This is a genomic window from Azospira sp. I13, assembly GCF_003112695.1.
In the GTDB taxonomy this organism is placed as follows: Bacteria; Pseudomonadota; Gammaproteobacteria; order Burkholderiales; family Rhodocyclaceae; genus Azospira.
The window spans coordinates 59,290-73,154 of record NZ_BFBP01000004.1; the positions used below are offsets into that span (position 1 = coordinate 59,290).

General features: G+C 67.8%; 12 protein-coding genes. 9 read left to right on the forward strand and 3 right to left on the reverse strand.

What is annotated here, in order from left to right:
• Positions 1 to 421: 421 nt before the first annotated feature.
• Together AZSI13_RS04990 and AZSI13_RS04995 are read left to right on the forward strand one after the other, a co-directional pair.
• The gene (locus tag AZSI13_RS04990; protein WP_014238442.1) at positions 422 to 679 is read left to right on the forward strand and encodes a YjhX family toxin; all 258 of its coding nucleotides are present in this window, start codon (positions 422 to 424) and stop codon (positions 677 to 679) included.
• Positions 680 to 755: 76 nt separating this feature from the next.
• The gene (locus AZSI13_RS04995) at positions 756 to 1,262 is read left to right on the forward strand and encodes a GNAT family N-acetyltransferase (RefSeq protein WP_109040082.1); all 507 of its coding nucleotides are present in this window, start codon (positions 756 to 758) and stop codon (positions 1,260 to 1,262) included.
• 113 nt (positions 1,263 to 1,375) lie between these two features.
• Here the strand turns inward: AZSI13_RS04995 and AZSI13_RS05000 are convergent, their stop codons facing one another.
• Positions 1,376 to 2,296, reverse strand: coding sequence for a LysR family transcriptional regulator (locus AZSI13_RS05000; RefSeq protein WP_235609676.1), 921 nt, complete (start codon positions 2,294 to 2,296; stop codon positions 1,376 to 1,378).
• 72 nt (positions 2,297 to 2,368) lie between these two features.
• Here AZSI13_RS05000 and AZSI13_RS05005 point away from each other — a divergent pair, with 72 nt between their 5' ends.
• The 3 genes from AZSI13_RS05005 (at position 2,369) to AZSI13_RS05015 (ending at position 7,359) form a co-directional block, all read left to right on the forward strand.
• Positions 2,369 to 3,616, forward strand: coding sequence for an MFS transporter (locus tag AZSI13_RS05005; RefSeq protein ID WP_268807504.1), 1,248 nt, complete (start codon positions 2,369 to 2,371; stop codon positions 3,614 to 3,616).
• Between the two features lie 38 nt (positions 3,617 to 3,654).
• Positions 3,655 to 4,443, forward strand: a complete 789-nt coding sequence (locus AZSI13_RS05010) for a hypothetical protein (RefSeq protein ID WP_133247268.1) — start codon at positions 3,655 to 3,657, stop codon at positions 4,441 to 4,443.
• A 135-nt stretch (positions 4,444 to 4,578) separates the two neighbouring features.
• Positions 4,579 to 7,359, forward strand: coding sequence for a cation-transporting P-type ATPase (locus AZSI13_RS05015; protein ID WP_109040086.1), 2,781 nt, complete (start codon positions 4,579 to 4,581; stop codon positions 7,357 to 7,359).
• Positions 7,360 to 7,378: 19 nt separating this feature from the next.
• On the opposite strand, the gene AZSI13_RS05020 is transcribed toward AZSI13_RS05015, so the two are convergent.
• On the reverse strand, positions 7,379 to 8,338 hold the full coding sequence (locus tag AZSI13_RS05020) for a class I SAM-dependent methyltransferase (protein ID WP_165833327.1): 960 nt from the start codon (positions 8,336 to 8,338) through the stop codon (positions 7,379 to 7,381).
• 427 nt (positions 8,339 to 8,765) lie between these two features.
• On the opposite strand from AZSI13_RS05020, the gene AZSI13_RS05025 reads away from it, so the two are divergent.
• The 4 genes from AZSI13_RS05025 to AZSI13_RS05040 all read left to right on the forward strand — a co-directional run bounded on the left by AZSI13_RS05025 (position 8,766) and on the right by AZSI13_RS05040 (position 12,476).
• Positions 8,766 to 10,025 carry a cation:proton antiporter gene (locus AZSI13_RS05025; RefSeq protein WP_109040088.1) on the forward strand — a complete coding sequence of 420 codons (1,260 nt, stop codon included), beginning with the start codon at positions 8,766 to 8,768 and terminating at the stop codon, positions 10,023 to 10,025.
• Positions 10,018 to 11,142, forward strand: a complete 1,125-nt coding sequence (locus tag AZSI13_RS05030) for a YbdK family carboxylate-amine ligase (protein ID WP_109040089.1) — start codon at positions 10,018 to 10,020, stop codon at positions 11,140 to 11,142. Before AZSI13_RS05025 ends, AZSI13_RS05030 begins: the two co-directional genes overlap by 8 nt.
• A 135-nt stretch (positions 11,143 to 11,277) precedes the next feature.
• Positions 11,278 to 12,057, forward strand: coding sequence for a gamma-glutamyl-gamma-aminobutyrate hydrolase family protein (locus AZSI13_RS05035; RefSeq protein WP_109040090.1), 780 nt, complete (start codon positions 11,278 to 11,280; stop codon positions 12,055 to 12,057).
• A 116-nt stretch (positions 12,058 to 12,173) separates the two neighbouring features.
• Positions 12,174 to 12,476 carry a monooxygenase gene (locus AZSI13_RS05040; RefSeq protein ID WP_109040091.1) on the forward strand — a complete coding sequence of 101 codons (303 nt, stop codon included), beginning with the start codon at positions 12,174 to 12,176 and terminating at the stop codon, positions 12,474 to 12,476.
• 77 nt (positions 12,477 to 12,553) lie between these two features.
• On the opposite strand, the gene dinB is transcribed toward AZSI13_RS05040, so the two are convergent.
• Positions 12,554 to 13,744, reverse strand: a complete 1,191-nt coding sequence (gene dinB, locus AZSI13_RS05045; RefSeq protein WP_109040092.1) for a DNA polymerase IV — start codon at positions 13,742 to 13,744, stop codon at positions 12,554 to 12,556.
• Positions 13,745 to 13,865: the final 121 nt, after the last annotated feature.

Below are 13,865 nucleotides of genomic sequence, written 5' to 3' on the forward strand. Positions count from 1 at the left end.
GTTCGAAGAAAGGCAATTACCGTTCTGTACGGGTCCAAACCGGGCTTACCTTCTTCTGTCAAGTGCGGACCCTAGTGGTCAAAGCACCCACTACGCCAGAAGATTGTCGACAAGCTCCCCCGCAACCTTAGTCCTGCTAGCAGGAACATTCCTCTTGTCTTCCAGGCCTGGTGTATGGCTGGTTCCCCCTTACCCATCACTGCACCGATTGCTTCACCCCTAGGGCAGCGCTATGATTCGCGTCCTGCCCGGCAAACGGGCAAGCCCATTCCATTTGAGTTAGGTCTGTATGTTGGAGATTGCCGCAATCCGATAACTCCGTCTGGCCCCGCCGGCCGCGAGTTATCGATATGCCCATAGCGTCGATGGCGCCTCTCGGAGGCTGCCGTCGTGTGTGCATTTGATTGCGGAACAATCCAACATGAATCTTTCCAAGCCCGAGCAGCGGACGTTGCACGTCCTCGCCAAAGGCGGCCATATCGAACATCACCGCGATGCTTCCGGCCGCATTACCCACGTCGATTGCTATACCCGCGAAGGTTTCGTCCTCAGCGACTGCACCTTGCCGGTGTTCAAGAAGCTGAAGGCCAAGCGCCTCATCGCCTCCCTGGACGGCCGGCCTTACCGGATCAACCGGGCCGGCCTGGGGGCCGTGCGCGGCCAACTCGACAACCAGTAGTCCGCCCGCGCCTCTGCCCGGTCGCTACTGGAGGCCGGGCGGCACGGCGCCTGCATTGCCGAAAGGAATTCACAGCATGACCATCACCATTCGTTCCGAAGCGCCGGCCGACAGCGCCGCCATTTTCGACCTGACCCGCCTGGCCTTTGCCACGGCGGCCCACAGCGCGGGCACCGAGCAGTTCATCGTTGGCGCCCTGCGAGATAGCGGCAGGCTCAGCCTTTCCCTGGTGGCGGAGGAGGGCGGGCGTCTCCTTGGCCACGTTGCCTTTTCGCCGGTGACCCTGAGCCCGGCTGTTCCCGGCTGGTTCGGGGTCGGCCCCGTCTCGGTGCTGCCGCAGCATCAGGGCTGCGGCATCGGCAGCCGGTTGATGCGGCACGGCTTGGAGGAACTGCGTCGGCGCGGCGCCGCCGGCTGCGTGCTGGTGGGGGAGCCGGCCTTCTACGGCCGCTTCGGCTTCGTCCATGCGGCGCCGCTGCTGCTGCCGGAGGTGCCGCCCGAGTACTTCCGGGCCCTGGTTTTCCAGGGCCCGCTGCCGGCGGCCAGCGTCACCTTCGATCCTGCCTTCTTCGCCACCGCCTAGCCGTAGCGATCCGCCGCCTGGCAGCGGCACCATCGCCACCAACAAGAAGGGACGGGCTTCTCCACCGCTACCGGGTAGGGAGGCTCGTCCTTTTTGCCTTGTGGGGAGGCTGACTATTCTTCTGTCACTTCCCCGCCTGCCGCCGCCTCCACCAGCCCAAGAAAGGCGAGGGCAGCGGGAGTCGGGTGGCGGCCCCAGGCGAAGTAGACGCGGCGGCGGGGGGCGGACTGGACCGGAAGGGTGACCAGCCCCGGGTAGTGGGACGCCGTCGCCAGGGGCACCAGGGCGATGCCGACGTTTTGCCGCACCAGGGCCTCCAGCCATTCCACGTGATTGACCTCCACCGTCACCCGGCGCTCGATGGCGGCGGCTTGGAAGGCGGCGTCGGTCTGTTGCCGGGGGCCGGTGCCGGCCTGGTAGTCCACCAGGGTTTGCCGGGCCAGTTCGGCCAGGCTCAGGCGCTTGCGAGTGGCCAGAGCGTGGTCCGGGTGGAGCAGGGCCACCAGGGGTTCTTCGCTGAGCAGGCGGGCGTCTACGCCGGCCACCGGTTCGCCGGGCCAGACGCCGATGAAGGCGGCGTCGGTTTCCTGCTGCCGCAGTTCCTCGAGCAGGCGGTCGCTCATGCCGGTGTGCAGGCGGATGTCCACCTGGGGGTGGCGGCGGTGGAATTCGGCGAGGATCGCGGGCAGGTCCACCACGGTGAGGGTGGAGATGGTGCCCAGGGTCAAGGTGCCGCGAATTTCGCCGGTGGCGGCGGCCATTTCGTCTTCCAGGCGGCGGGCGGCCTCCAGCACTGGCCGGGCGTGGGTGAGAAAGGCCCGCCCGGCCGGGGTGAGGGCGACCCGGCGGGAGGTGCGCTCGAAGAGGCGGGCGCCCAGTTGTTCTTCCAGGCGGGAAATTTGGTGGCTGAGGGCGGATTGCACCGTGTGGCAACGCTCGGCGGCCCGGGTGAAGCTGCCTTCTTCGGCCACCGCCACGGCGTAGTCGATCTGGCGCAGGTTCATGGCGTTGATCTCGTTTTGATGTGGATTCAATGATAACAATGCATTGGTGTCATTGATGCAAGGGGCCAATACTGGCGGCCATTCGTTTCTGGGAAATCCACCGTGTCTTCTGATGCTCCCCGCGCTGCGGCTGCGCCTGGCCCTGCTGCCGCGACGTCCTGCACCCCCTCACCTCCGCCCGCCCCGGGCCTCTCCACCGGCCTGGTGGGCCTGATGTCCGTGGCCACGGGCCTGGCGGTGGCCGGCAACTATTACGCCCAGCCCCTGCTGCCTTCCATCGCCGCTGAAATGGGCATTTCCGCCGCCACAGCCGGCTCCGTGGTCACCACCGCCCAACTCGGCTACGCCCTCGGCCTGCTGCTCATCGTGCCCTTGGGTGATCTGCTGGAACGGCGCCGCCTCATCGTCATCATGACGCTGCTGGCGGCCGTCGGGCTGCTGGTCACTGCCCTCGCTTCCTCCATGGCCGGCATTTATGTCGGCACGGCCCTGGCCGGGCTGTTCTCGGTGGTGGCCCAGGTGCTGGTGCCCCTGGCCGCCACCCTGGCGGCGCCGGAGCGCCGCGGCAAGGTGGTGGGCACGGTGATGAGCGGCCTGCTCCTGGGCATTCTCCTCGCCCGCACCGTGGCCGGCGGTCTGGCGGGCCTGGGGGGCTGGCGCACGGTGTATTGGGTGGGGGCGGCGGCCATGGCCCTGATCGCCCTGGTGCTGGCCCGCTGCCTGCCCCGCTACCAGCAGAGCGTCGGCCTCTCCTATCCCCAGTTGCTGCGTTCCGTGCTTGGCCTCTTTGGCGAAGAACCGGCCCTGCGCCTGCGGGCCTTTCTCGGCGCCACGGTGTTCGCCGCCTTCAGCGTGTTGTGGACCTCCATGGCCTTCCTGCTGGCGGGGCCGGATTACGGCTACGGCGAGGCGGCCATCGGCCTCTTCGGCCTGGCCGGCGCTGCCGGCGCCCTGGCCGCCAATGCGGTGGGCCGCCTGGCCGATGGCGGCCGGGGGCGTCAGGCCACCCTGGGCGGGCTCCTGGCCTTGCTGCTCTCCTGGGGCGCCCTGTGGTTCGCGCCCCAATCCCTGGAGGCCCTCATCGTCGGCGTGCTGGTGCTGGATCTGGCGGTGCAGGGCGTCCATGTGAGCAACCAGGGGGCGCTCTACGGCATCCGCCCCGATGCCCGCAACCGCCTCACCGCGGCCTACATGACCAGCTATTTCATCGGCGGTGCTTCCGGTTCCCTGGCCTCTGCGGCGGCCTTTCAGCAGGCGGGCTGGGCCGGCGTGTGCGTGGTCGGCGCCCTGGTTTCCGCCGCCGCCCTGGCCGCCTGGTGCCTGGTCCGGTTGCCCGGGGAGGCCGGCTAGTGGCCTAATGGCGCTTTTCCAATGTCATGGATGGCGCCATGGGCCTGCCGACTTTTTCTGCTTCTGTCCTTGCCACGTGCGTCGCCGCCTGGTGTTGCCTGAGCGGGCCCTTGCAGGCGGAGGAGGCGAAGCCGGGGGCTGCCGTCGCCACGGCGCCCGCTCCCGCCGCGGCCGACAGCGCCTTGCGGGCCCAAGGCGAGTGGATGGCCCATTACTACCAGCGGCCCGATCCCGCCGGGGTGGCGGATTGGGTGCGCCAGGGTTCGGCGGCCGGCATGTTCGAGAAGCCCGGCTCCCGCTTCCCGGTGATGGTCTTTCTCGCTGAAATCATGAAGCAGAACCCGGCCCGGCATTCGGCCTGGTGCCAGGCCTGGGGCGAGCTGCCGGCGGAACACCGCCTTTATCTGGCCTGGGCCCTGCGCAATGCGGCTTCGCCCTCCCTGGAGGCGTGCCTGGGCGCCGGGCTGAAGCTTACGGAAGAGCAGCGCCGCAAGCTGCAGGCGGCGCCTCGTTTCGACGCCCTGGCGCGGCCCGCCGCCAGCCCGACGGACCTGGACATGCTGTGGGCCGTCTTCATGGCCACCGGCAATGGCGACGCCGTACAGCGCATCATTGATGTGCTGGCCGGGCCGGAGCCCCGCCAGGGCGAGCCGGGGGCCGTCAATGCCCTGCTGCTGCGGGGCGCGGCCCGCTGGTCCCTGGGTTCCAACATGCGCCAGCACGCCCGGGTGGCGGCCCTGGTGAAGGAACGCCGGGCGCGGGAATCCGGCCCCCTGGCGGCGGTGCTGGATGAACTGCTGGCCCGTCTGGCCACCTCCGCCAGCTAAAGAGGAACGCAGCCAGGGAATGTGACAGCGCCGGGGAGCGGGCACCGCGCACCGTGCCCTGTCCGCCCCATGACGGATGGAGGCGAAGGGAGGATTGGGTGACAATGCAAATATCCTGAACCTGCATTGCCTGCCATGCGCCACGCCGCCCCCCCTTCTTCAGCTTCCCCCGCATCCCCGTCTGCCGCCCAGGCACAGGCGGCGCCCCTCTGGCACAGCCTGCCGGGGGAGGCGGTGGCCGAGCATTGGCAGACGCCCCGCGACTGCGGCCTGGACGAGGCCGAGGTGGAACGGCGGCGCCTCATTCACGGCGAAAACCATCTCACCCCCAAGCCCGGCAAGGGCCCCCTGCTGCGCTTCGCCCTGCAGTTCGCCCAGCCCCTGGTGCTGGTGCTGCTGCTGGCCGGGGCCATCACCGCCTTTCTCGGCGAATGGGTGGATTCCGGGGTGATCCTCGGCGTCACGGTCATTAACGCCCTCATCGGCTTCATCCAGGAAGGCAAAGCGGAGAGCGCCCTGGCGGCCCTGGCCCGCTCCGTCGCCAGCGAAGTGACGGTGCTGCGGGGCGGCGAGAAGAAGCGTCTGCCCTCCCGCGCCCTGGTGCCCGGCGACGTGGTGCTGCTGGCCGCCGGCGACAAGGTGCCGGCGGACCTGCGCCTGATCCATGCCCGGGAGCTGAAGGCCATGGAGGCCGCCCTGACCGGCGAATCCACCGCCAGCGACAAGCACAGCGACACCCTGCCGGCGGCGACCCTGCTGGCGGACCGGGGCAACATGGCCTACGCCGGCACCATGGTGGTGAGCGGCCAGGGCACGGGCATCGCCATCGCCACCGGCGACGCCACCGAGACCGGTCGCATCTCCAAACTGATGGGCGAAACGCCGGACCTGATGACGCCCCTCACCCGCAAGATGGCCGCCTTCTCCAACTGGCTGCTGATGGCCATCGGCGCCCTGGCGGTATTCACCTTTGGGGTGGGCCTGTGGCGCGGCGAAGCGCCCTTCGACATGTTCATGGCGGCGGTGGCCCTGGCCGTGGGCGCCATTCCCGAAGGCCTGCCGGCGGCCATGACCATCACCCTGGCCATTGGCGTTTCGCGCATGGCCAAGCGCCGCGCCATCATCCGCAAGCTGCCGGCGGTGGAAACCCTGGGCAGCACCACGGTGATCTGCTCCGACAAGACGGGCACCCTCACCGAGAACCAGATGACGGTGCGGGAAGTGGTGGCCGGCGGCATCGCCTACCCGGTGAGCGGCAACGGCTACGCCCCGGAAGGGGAGATCGGCGGCCGCCGCCTCGGCGCCGAGGCGCCGCCGGAACCGGCCCTGCGGGAATGCCTGCTGGCCGCCGCCCTGTGCAACGACGCCGGCCTGTTCAAGGAAGGGCGCCATTGGCAGATCAGCGGCGACCCGACGGAAGCGGCCCTGCTGGTGGCCGCGCGCAAGGCCGGGCTGGACGAACACACCCTGCTTACCCTCTACCCCCGTGTGGATGAACTGCCCTTCGACTCGGCGCGCCAGTACATGGCCACCCAGCATGGCCGTGAGCCGGGGGAGGGCGGCGACGTGGTCTACGCCAAGGGCGCCCTGGAAAAGCTGCTGCCCCATTGCCGACGCCGCTGCAATGCGGAAGGCCAGCCGGTGCCGCTAACCCCAGCCGACGCCGCTGCCATCGAGCGCCAGGCCCGGGAAATGGCGGCCCGGGGCCTGCGGGTGCTGGCCGTGGCCCGCCGGGGCTGGGCCGCCGGGACGGTGCTGGATGCGGATTCCCTCATTGCCGGTGAGGGGCTGGACTACCTGGGCCTCATCGGCATGATGGACCCGCCCCGGGCCCAGGCGGTGGCGGCGGTGAAGGCCTGCCGCAGCGCCGGCATCCGGGTCAAGATGATCACCGGCGACCACGCCGTCACCGCCCTGGCCATCGCCCGCCAGATCGGCATCGCCGCCGAAGGGGAGCAGGCCTTGAGTGGTGGCGAACTGGCGGCCCTGGATGATGAAGGCCTGCGGGCGGCGGTACGGAACGTGAACGTCTTCGCCCGGGTCGAGCCAGAACAGAAGCTGCGCCTGGTGCGGGCCCTCCAGGCCCAGGGCCAGGTGGTGGCCATGACTGGCGACGGGGTGAACGATGCCCCGGCCCTGAAGCAGGCCAACATCGGCATTGCCATGGGCATCACCGGCACCGAGGTGGCCAAGGAGGCCGCCGCCATGGTGCTCACCGACGACAATTTCGCCACCATCGAGGCGGCGGTGGAGGAAGGCCGGGGCGTCTTCGACAATCTGGTGAAGTTCATCACCTGGACCCTGCCCACCAACTTCGGCGAAGGCCTGGTGATTGTGGCGGCCATCGTCTTCGGCGCCACCCTGCCCATCACGCCCCTGCAAATCCTCTGGATCAACATGACCACGGCGGTGTTCCTGGGCCTGATGCTGGCCTTCGAGCCCATCGAGAAAGGCGTCATGGCCCGCGCGCCCCGGGCTGCCGATACTCCGGTGCTGGACCGGGCCCTGGTGGGGCGCATCCTGCTGGTCAGCCTGTTGCTGCTACTGGGGGCCTTCGGCCTCTTCCTGCGGGAGCTGGAGCAGGGCCATACCCTGGCCGAGGCCCGCACCGTGGCGGTGAATGTGTTCGTGCTGGTGGAGGCGGTCTATCTCTTCAATTGCCGCTCCCTCTCCCACGCTTTCTGGAGCATGGGCCTGTTCACCAACCGCTGGTTCTGGGGCGGCATCGCCACCATGGCGGTACTGCAACTGCTCTTCACCTACGCGCCGATCATGAACCGGCTCTTCGCCACGGCCCCCATCGGCCTGGAGGAATGGCTGGAAATCGGTCTCTTTGCCCTGTTCTGTGGCGGCGTCATCGGCCTGGAAAAGTGGCTGCGGGAGCGTCTGGCGCGGCGGGCCGGCAGGCTGCGCTGAGCCTGCCCAGCCCTGAAGGTCAGGCTTTCAGGGCGACGTTCACCATTTCGAGAAACTCCAGGGCGACCTGGGGCCGGGTGGTGGCGAATTCCCGGGCCAGGGTCAGGGCGCAGGTGGGCACCAGCTCCTGGGGAATGTAGTGCTTGAAGATCAGCCGTGCCGGTTGCACATGGCCGTCGATCAGGCATTGGCGTATGCCCGCCATGGCCCGGTCGAACTGCTCCTGATCGCTTTCCCGGCGGCTCAGCACGGCATAGAAGGAAGACTGGTTTTCCTGTTGCTCCCGGGGCAGGGCGGCAAAAGTGGCTTCGTTCTCCTGGTGACGCTGGCGAAAGTTGGCCACGTTTTCCGGGGTGCTGGCTACGCCGTTGTTGACGAAGCAGTCGTGTTCGAGAACCGCCATCGAATAGCGGCCGAGCAGCTCGTCCAGCACCTTGAAACGCTCGGTGGTCAGCAGAAAGCGCAGGGAATCCGGCGTGTGGGCGTTGATGTGGCCGTAGCTGGGGCCCAGGAGATGAAAGGTCTCGTTCTTCAGGTTGAAGAACTCCATGGGGATTTCAATCACCTGATGGCGGGAGACCCGCTGAATCTCCCGCAGCAGGGCCCGTTCATATTCCACATGCTCCAGCACGTGGGAGAGCACCACCAGATCAAAGAAATCGTCGGGGAAGGGCAGGCGGTAGCCATCGAACTGCTGGCAGGAAACCAGCCCGGGGATGGGCTGTTGCAGGGTGATGTCGATGCCCGATTGGGAAATTTCCACCCCGTAGAGTTCAGGGCTGAAGCCGCTTTCCCCCAGGCAGCGCAGGATGGCGCCATCGCCGGAACCCACTTCCAGGGTGCGGCCGGGCTTCAGGCCGTTGCGTCGACACAGTTCCACGATGTGCCCCACCTTGTCCTGGGCGCCCAGCAGGCGCCATTGGGTGGGGGTTTCGTAGTTGGTTTCTTCGACGTGGATTTCCAGGGCCAGGGTGGTCATGGGGGCTTTCCTTGCGGGAGTTTCCAGCTGCCTGACCAGGAGGGCCCGGGCCGGGAGATGCTGGGAAGAGGCGGTGGAGTATATACGGGAGCCGACCATCGGGATGAGGCGGGATGAAGCTGGGAAATGGCAGTTGAAGCGGCGGGTGAAGCCTGCCCGTTGCCCCCCGCCGGAATGGCTGCTGGCAGCAGCGCCCGTACTTTCGTTGCCAGGACGTACGGAACTTGCCGGGGAGCGGCAGACTCTGACCTGAAGTAACCTACGGCCTCCAGCATCCCTGCTCCGGGGACGTTTCTGGGGCGCCTTCATGGCGCCCGTCTCGCGACAACAACACAGGCTGTGCGCTGACCGCAGTCCGCTCCCATGAGCGGCGGACCGCCCGGGCGCCGCATTGTGCACTCTGCATGTATTGCTCCGCAGCCGCTCCATGGGAGAACTCTCTATGGACGGAAATGCCTTCCCGTCTTTCCTGCCGGCCCTGCCGCTGGCTCTGGGGCCCGCCGCCCTGTTCGGCAGCCTGCTGCTTGCCGGCCTGCTGGGCGGTGAAATCGCCCAGCGTCTGAAACTGCCCCGCCTGCTGGGCTGGCTTCTGGCTGGCTTGCTGCTGGGCCAGGGGGCGGCCGGTCTCTTCCCCGGGAATTCCCTGGAACCCTTGCTGGGCGAAACTCGGCTGTTCTTCGATGTGGCGGTGGGCCTGATCCTTTTTGACCTGGGCCGCCGTCTTGATCTTTCCTGGTTCCGCCGGGACCGTTCGCTATTGGCGGCGGCGCTTCTGGAGTCGGCCCTGGCCTTCGCTGCCATGGCCGGGGTGCTCTGCCTCTTCGGCTTCAGCCGGCTGGAGGCGGGCATGGCAGCGGCCATCGGCCTCTCTTCGGCCCCCGCCGTGGTCTGGCTGGTGGCCCGGGAATCCCGGGCCGAGGGCCAGGTCACCGAGCGTTGTCTGGCCCTGGTGGCCATCAACACCCTGATGGCCTGCCTGGTCGCCACTTCCCTGCTTTCCGCCGCCCACGCGGAATACCAGGCGCCCTGGCGCACCGCCCTGCTGCATCCCCTCTACCTGCTCCTCGGCTCGGTGCTGCTCGGGGCCGTGGCGGCCCGGCTGGTGCTGTGGGGCGCCCGTCTGCTGGGCAAGGGGCCCCAGGCCCGGCTCTCGCAGTTCGTGCTGCTGGCAGCCTTTCTCCTGGCGGCGGTGGGGCTGGCCCATGCCTTGAAGCTCTCGGTCTTCCTGGCCCTGCTGGTGTTCGGTCTGGCCTGCCGCCAGTGGGACCGGCGCTACGTGTTGCTCAGCGTGGATCTGGGGGGCGCGGCCCAGCTCTTCTACATCGTGCTTTTCGTGCTTACCGGGGCCAGCCTGCCCCTGGCCGCCGTGACCGCCGCCGGCCTGCCGGCCCTGGCCTATGTGGCGGCCCGTAGCCTGGGCAAGACCGCTGGGGTGATGCTGACGGCGCCCTTTTCCCATATCCGCTGGCAGCAGCACGGCTGGCTGAGCCTGGCGCTGCTGCCCATGTCCGGGGTCGCCATCGCCCTGGTGCATGACCTCACCAGCCTCTTCCCCCAGTTTGGCGAGCGCCTGGGCAACCTGGTGCTGGCGGCAGTGGTGCTGCTGGAATTGCTGGGCCCCCTGGCCGTGCATACGGCCTTCAAACGGGCCGGCGAAACCCGCCAGGAAGGAGCGGAACATGCTTGATTTCAAATCCGTGAGCCCCTACACCCTGGGGGTGGAACTGGAGCTCCAGGTCATCAACCCCCATACCCAGGATCTCACCCGGGGCGGCCCTGATCTCTTGCAGGCCCTGGAAAAGGTGGCCCATCCCGGCGAGGTGAAGCCGGAGATCACCGAGAGCATGATCGAGCTGAACAGCAGCCCCCATGCCCGCCACGACAGCCTGCTGGAAGAGCTGCACGCCATGCGCGATGCGGTGGTGCACACGGCCGGCAGCCTCAACCTGGCCATTGCCGGAGGCGGCACCCATCCCTTCCACCGCTGGCACGACCGGCGCATCTTCCCGACGGAGCGCTTTCTCCAGCTTTCCAGCCTCTACGGCTATCTGGCCAAACAGTTCACCGTTTTCGGCCAGCACATCCACGTGGCCTGCGAATCCGGTGACGACGCGGTGTATCTGACCCACCAGCTGTCCCGCTACATTCCCCACTTCATCGCCCTTTCGGCCGCCTCGCCCTTTTCCCAGGGGGAGGACACCTCCTTCGAGACCTCGCGCCTACACGCCGTCTCCGCCTTTCCCCTCTCCGGCCACATGCCGCCGGTTAGCAGCTGGGCCGAGTTCGAGGACTTCTTCGCCAAGATGCTGGGCTACGGCATCATCGGCGGCATCAAGGATTTCTACTGGGACATCCGCCCCAAGCCCGAATTCGGCACGGTGGAGGTGCGCATCTGCGACACCCCCCTGGAGGTGGATACGGCCGCCGCCCTGGCCGCCTTCGTCCAGGCCCTGGCCTTCTGGCTGCTGGTGGAGCGCCCCTACCCGGCGGACCGGGTGGAGGAGGGCCTGTACCTGGTCTACGGCTACAACCGCTTCCAGGCCACCCGCTTCGGCTTCGACGCCACCCTGGTGGACCCGCGCAGCCAGCAGAGCCTGGTGCTGCGGGACGATCTGCTGGCCACCCTGGAACGCCTGCAGCCCTTTGCCGACGTGCTCGGCAGCCAGGCCCCCCTGGCCCGGCTGGCCGCCATGACCCGGGGTGAAGGCAATGGCAGCACCTGGCTACGGGCCTGCCACGAGGAAAGCGGCGCCCTGGAGGATGTGGTGCGTCGCTCGGCACAACGCTGGGCGGGGGGCGCCTAGGGTCGCGACTGAATACTTTTGCCACAGAGGGGGCAGCGTTCACAGAGAAAGTGTTGGGAGTATTCCCCGGTGCTTCTCCGTGCTTTTGCCCTCGCTGTGACAAATTCTTGAAACTCGGATCGAGAGGAGTCATCCATGGCCAAGCGCACCGTCAAGATCGGCATTTCCGCCCGCCTTTACCACCCCCGGCCCGAGAGCGTCGGGCTGCTGGGCAAGACCCTGCAATACCTGGAACAGTCCGTCGCCCACTGGGTCATGTCCCGGGACGTGCTGGTGTTCATGGTGCCCTCCATCGTCCAGGACAGCCCCATGCAGCGCAGCAACATGCGCCTGGCCGACTACGTCGGTGCCCTGGATGGCCTGGTGCTGCAAGGCGGTACCGACCTTTCCCCCTTGAGCTACGGCGAGGAGCCCCTCTCTCCCGAGTGGGCCGGCGACCGGGTGCGGGACGCCTACGAGATGGAGTTGCTGCACGAGTTCATGGAGGCGGGTAAGCCGGTGCTCGGCATCTGCCGCGGCCTGCAACTGATCAACGTGGCCCTGGGCGGCAGCCTGCACCAGGACATTCCCAGTCTGGTGGCAGGCGCCATCGCCCACGAAGCGCCGGAATACGACCGCCACAGCCACCCCGTGCAGTTCACCGAAGGCGGCCTGCTGGCCCGGCTTTACCCGGAGCAGACGGGCGGCCAGGTGGTTTCCATCCACCACCAGGCGGTGAAGGTGCTGGGCAAGGATCTGGCGGTGGAAGCCAGTGCCGCCGACGGCATGGTGGAAGCTCTGCGCTGGACCGGCAAAGGCTTCGTCGTCGGCCTGCAATGGCACCCGGAATTCCACACCCCGGGCAAGGGCGAACTGCTGGATGGGGAGCCGCTGCTGCAGGCGTTTCTGGACGAGGCGAAGAAGCGGCGGTGGTAGGGGGCTGGTGCGGCGACGGCGACTCCTTGGCGGGGCTTGGCCAGGTCTACACGGCCTGGCGGTGGCAATTCCTCTATCCTTGGCGCTTTGGTCATTGCCATTGAGGACAACACGCCATGCCTTATCTGCTGCAAGTCGATTTTCCCTACCCCGGCCCCTGGGGCGACGAGATGACCGCCGCCCTGCGCGGCCTGGCCGAATCCATTGCCGGGGAGCCGGGGCTGATCTGGAAGTTGTGGACCGAGAATCCGGCTGCCAACGAGGCCGGCGGCATCTACCTGTTTCAGGATCTGCCGAGTGCGGAGGCCTATCTGGCCATGCACACCGCGCGGCTGAAGGGTTTTGGCGTCCCCCAGGTGAATGGCAAGATTTTTCAGGTCAATGAGACCTTGTCCCGCATTGACCGGGCGCCCCTGTAGTCCAGCCGGGGATCAGCCAGGGCAGGCCGGTAATGGCCCTTTGTAACCCTGGGTGCGGTACTCCCGGACCTTCCTGACTAGAGGGGTAGCTGTCCCTGAACGGCTTCCCTGCGGGCATCGTGTTCCTCCCGGGGCAGCAGGGTGCTGGCCCGCACCCCCAACAAGCGCAGGCGCTGTTCCAGGGGCACCCGTTTCAGGCATTCGCCGGCAGCCTTGCGGATGGTGCGGGGATCGGCGGTGGGGGCGTTCAGGGTGAGGTCCCGGGTGACGCTGCGGAAGTCGGCGTAGCGTAGCTTGATGCCGATGGTGCGGGCGACGTAGCCCTGGCGTTGCAGGTCGTCGGCGACCCGCCGGCAGAGGTCGGTGAATATTTCCGAGAGTTCGGCCCGGTCCTGCCTGGCGTGGAGGTCCCGCTCGAAGGTGCTTTCCCGGCTTAAGGACTTGGGTTCCCGGCGGGTGGTGAGGGGGCGGTCATCGAGGCCGTGGGCGGCCCGGTGCAGCCACAGGCCGGTGCTGCGGCCGAAGTGTTCCACCAGCAGTTCCGGGGCGGCCGCCGCCAGTTCGCCGACGCTGTGAATGCCCAACCGGGCCAGCTTTTCGCTGGCTTTGGGGCCGATGCCGTTGATCTTTTTGGCGGCCAGGGGCCAGATGCGGCTGGGGATATCCGCCATGCCCAGCAGGGTGATGCCGTCGGGCTTGTCCAGGTCGGAGCAGATTTTTGCCAGGAGCTTGTTGGGAGCGATGCCGATGGAGCAGCTGAGGCCGGTGGCCTGGTGCACTGCGGCCTTGAGGCGCCGGGCCAGGGTGAGGCTGTCTTCCTCGTGCCGGCTGAGGTCGATGTAGATTTCGTCGATGCCCCGGTCTTCGATTTCCGGCGCGATGGTGCGGACGGCGGCCTTGAAGCGGCGGGAGTAATCCCGGTAGGCCTCGAAATTGGCAGGCAGGAGAATGGCGTCCGGCGCCAGGGCGGCTGCCTTCATCATGCCCATGGCGGAGAACACGCCGAGGGCACGGGCCTCGTAGGTGGAGGTGGTGATGACGCCGCGCCCCACGTAGTCCCGCAGGCGGGCGAAACGGAAGCTGCCGTCGGCCAGGCGCTGGGGCCGGTCGGCGCTGCGGCCTCCCACCACCACGGGTTGGCCCCGCAGTTCCGGGTAATGCAGCAGTTCCACGGAGGCGAAGAAGGCATCCATGTCGAGATGGGCGATGCGCCGGGGTATGGCCGAATCGGGAGCTGCAGCGGGCAGGGCAGGCACAGGGGAGGGCATGGTGCGTCGGGCGGCCCTGGGGTTGTCCCAGGTCGCCCCGGTATCAGGGAACGGGGTGGCGGATCGCCATTGTACTGTATAAAAGACCAGTTAATGGATGTGGGGAGGCCGGTGTGCCCGA